Consider the following 1752-nt stretch of genomic DNA (forward strand, 5'->3'; position numbering starts at 1 on the left):
AGTATTGAAGAAGGGCCTGTGGCGCAAGTCACAGGCCCTTTTTGCATGGCGCATGGTGTCCCGGGCGTGCTGGTGTCCCAGCCGTGCATGGTGTCCCGGCCGCATTGCGGCCGGGCAAGGCCTTCAGCGGCCCGGCGTCGGCGGCTGCGTGGGTGGAGTCGGCGTTTTGGTCGTCGTCGTGTTCGACTCCGTCTCCCGCATCGACACGAACAGGTCCCAGCTGGCGATGAACAGCGCCGCGATCAGCGGTCCGATCACGAAGCCGTTGATGCCGAACAGCGCCATGCCGCCCAGCGTCGAGATCAGGATCACCCAGTCGGGCATCTTGGTGTCCTTGCCGACCAGGATCGGGCGCAGCACGTTGTCGACGGCGCCGATCACCAGCGCGCCGAACGCGATCACCGTGATGCCCTTCCACAGCACGCCGGTCAGCAGGAAGTAGATCGCGACCGGTCCCCAGATCAGCCCCGCGCCGACCGCCGGCAGCAGCGACAGCACCGCCATCACCACGCCCCACAGCACCGCGCCCTGGATGCCGAGCACCGCGAACAGCACGCCGCCGAGCAGGCCCTGCAGCGCGGCCACGGCGAGATTGCCCTTGATGGTCGCGCGGATCACGCCGGTGAACTTCAGCAGCAGCATCTGCTTGTGCTCCTCGCTCAGCGGCAGCGCCAGGCGAATGCGCCGGGTCAGCTTGGCGCCGTCGCGCAGCAGGAAGAACAGCAGATACAGCATCACGCCGAAGCTGATGACGAACTGGAAGGTGTTCTGGCCGATGCTGAGCGCCTGCGTGGCGAGGTACTGGCTGATCTGTCCGGCCGCGGTGGCGAGCTTTTCCTGGATCGAGGCGACGTCGTTCAGCTCGAGCCGGGTCAGCGCCGAGTTCAGGCTCGACGGCAGCGCCGCCACGGCCTGTTCGAAATAGGCGGTGAAATTGATATGGCCGGAGCGGATCTGGTGCACCACCGCGGTGGTTTCATTGAGCAGCGAGGCGGTGACCAGGAACATCGGCAGCACCACCACCAGCAGGCACAGCAGCAGCGTGATCAGCGAGGCCAGGTTGGCGCGGCCGCGCATCTTGCGCGTCAGCAGATTGTTCAGCGGGGTGAAGATGATCGCCAGGATCACGCCCCAGAATACCGCGCCGAAAAACGGCTGAAGCACCCAGAAGAAGGCGATGGTGACGATGGCCAACAGGATGTAGAAGGCCTTCTGGTGCATGGCGGCTCAGTGTCGAGGTGTCGAGGTGTCGAAGACACGCGATGAATGGGCGATGCGCGGGCGAGCCCGCGCCCGGTTGCCGCGCGGATGCCAGTGCAATCGGGCTTCCCGCGGCGGGCGCGACGGCTCAGCGTACCAGCGGATCGTGAAAACCGGTATCGGTGCGCGCGGCGGCGTCGCCGCGGGCGGGGCTCGGCGCGGGGACATTGCCCTCGGGCGTCTGCGAGCGCGCCTGCTGCCAAGTCCGGTAGGCCCAATAGCCGGCGCCGGCGACGGCACCCAGCTTGGACAGCTTCCAGCCCCAGCGCAGCACCGGCACGCGGCGCATCAACGGCAGCGCCAGCGACAGGGCCGATCCCACGATCGGATAGTCCTTGGCCAGGCCCAGCAGCTTCCACATCGACTGCGGCCGCGCCATGCGCGGCAACCAGGCGCCGATGCGGCCGATGTTGCGGACGCTGGCGCGCACGTCGGCGAGCGACTGCGCGCAGTCGTAGCGCTCGAGCGCCGCGCGCGTGATCAGCAACTCCT

The 1752-nt window shown here is 67.6% G+C and carries 2 protein-coding genes; both read right to left on the reverse strand.

The window, feature by feature from the left end; all coding sequences use genetic code 11:
* Positions 1-123: 123 nt before the first annotated feature.
* Positions 124-1221 (reverse strand): AI-2E family transporter, encoded by a 1098-nt coding sequence (locus AC6EI8_RS26330; protein WP_265633329.1) that lies wholly within the window; start codon positions 1219-1221, stop codon positions 124-126.
* Between the two features lie 127 nt (positions 1222-1348).
* On the reverse strand, positions 1349-1752 hold a 404-nt coding region (locus AC6EI8_RS26335), incomplete at its 5' end, for a DUF3318 domain-containing protein (protein WP_498383371.1).

It is taken from the genome of Cupriavidus sp. R6-3 (assembly GCF_059772245.1).

Bases quoted from the DNA above. Each gene is read 5' to 3' on its own strand.
- AC6EI8_RS26330 (WP_265633329.1), bottom strand. From the start codon at position 1,221: ATGCACCAGAAGGCCTTCTACATCCTGTTGGCCATCGTCACCATCGCC.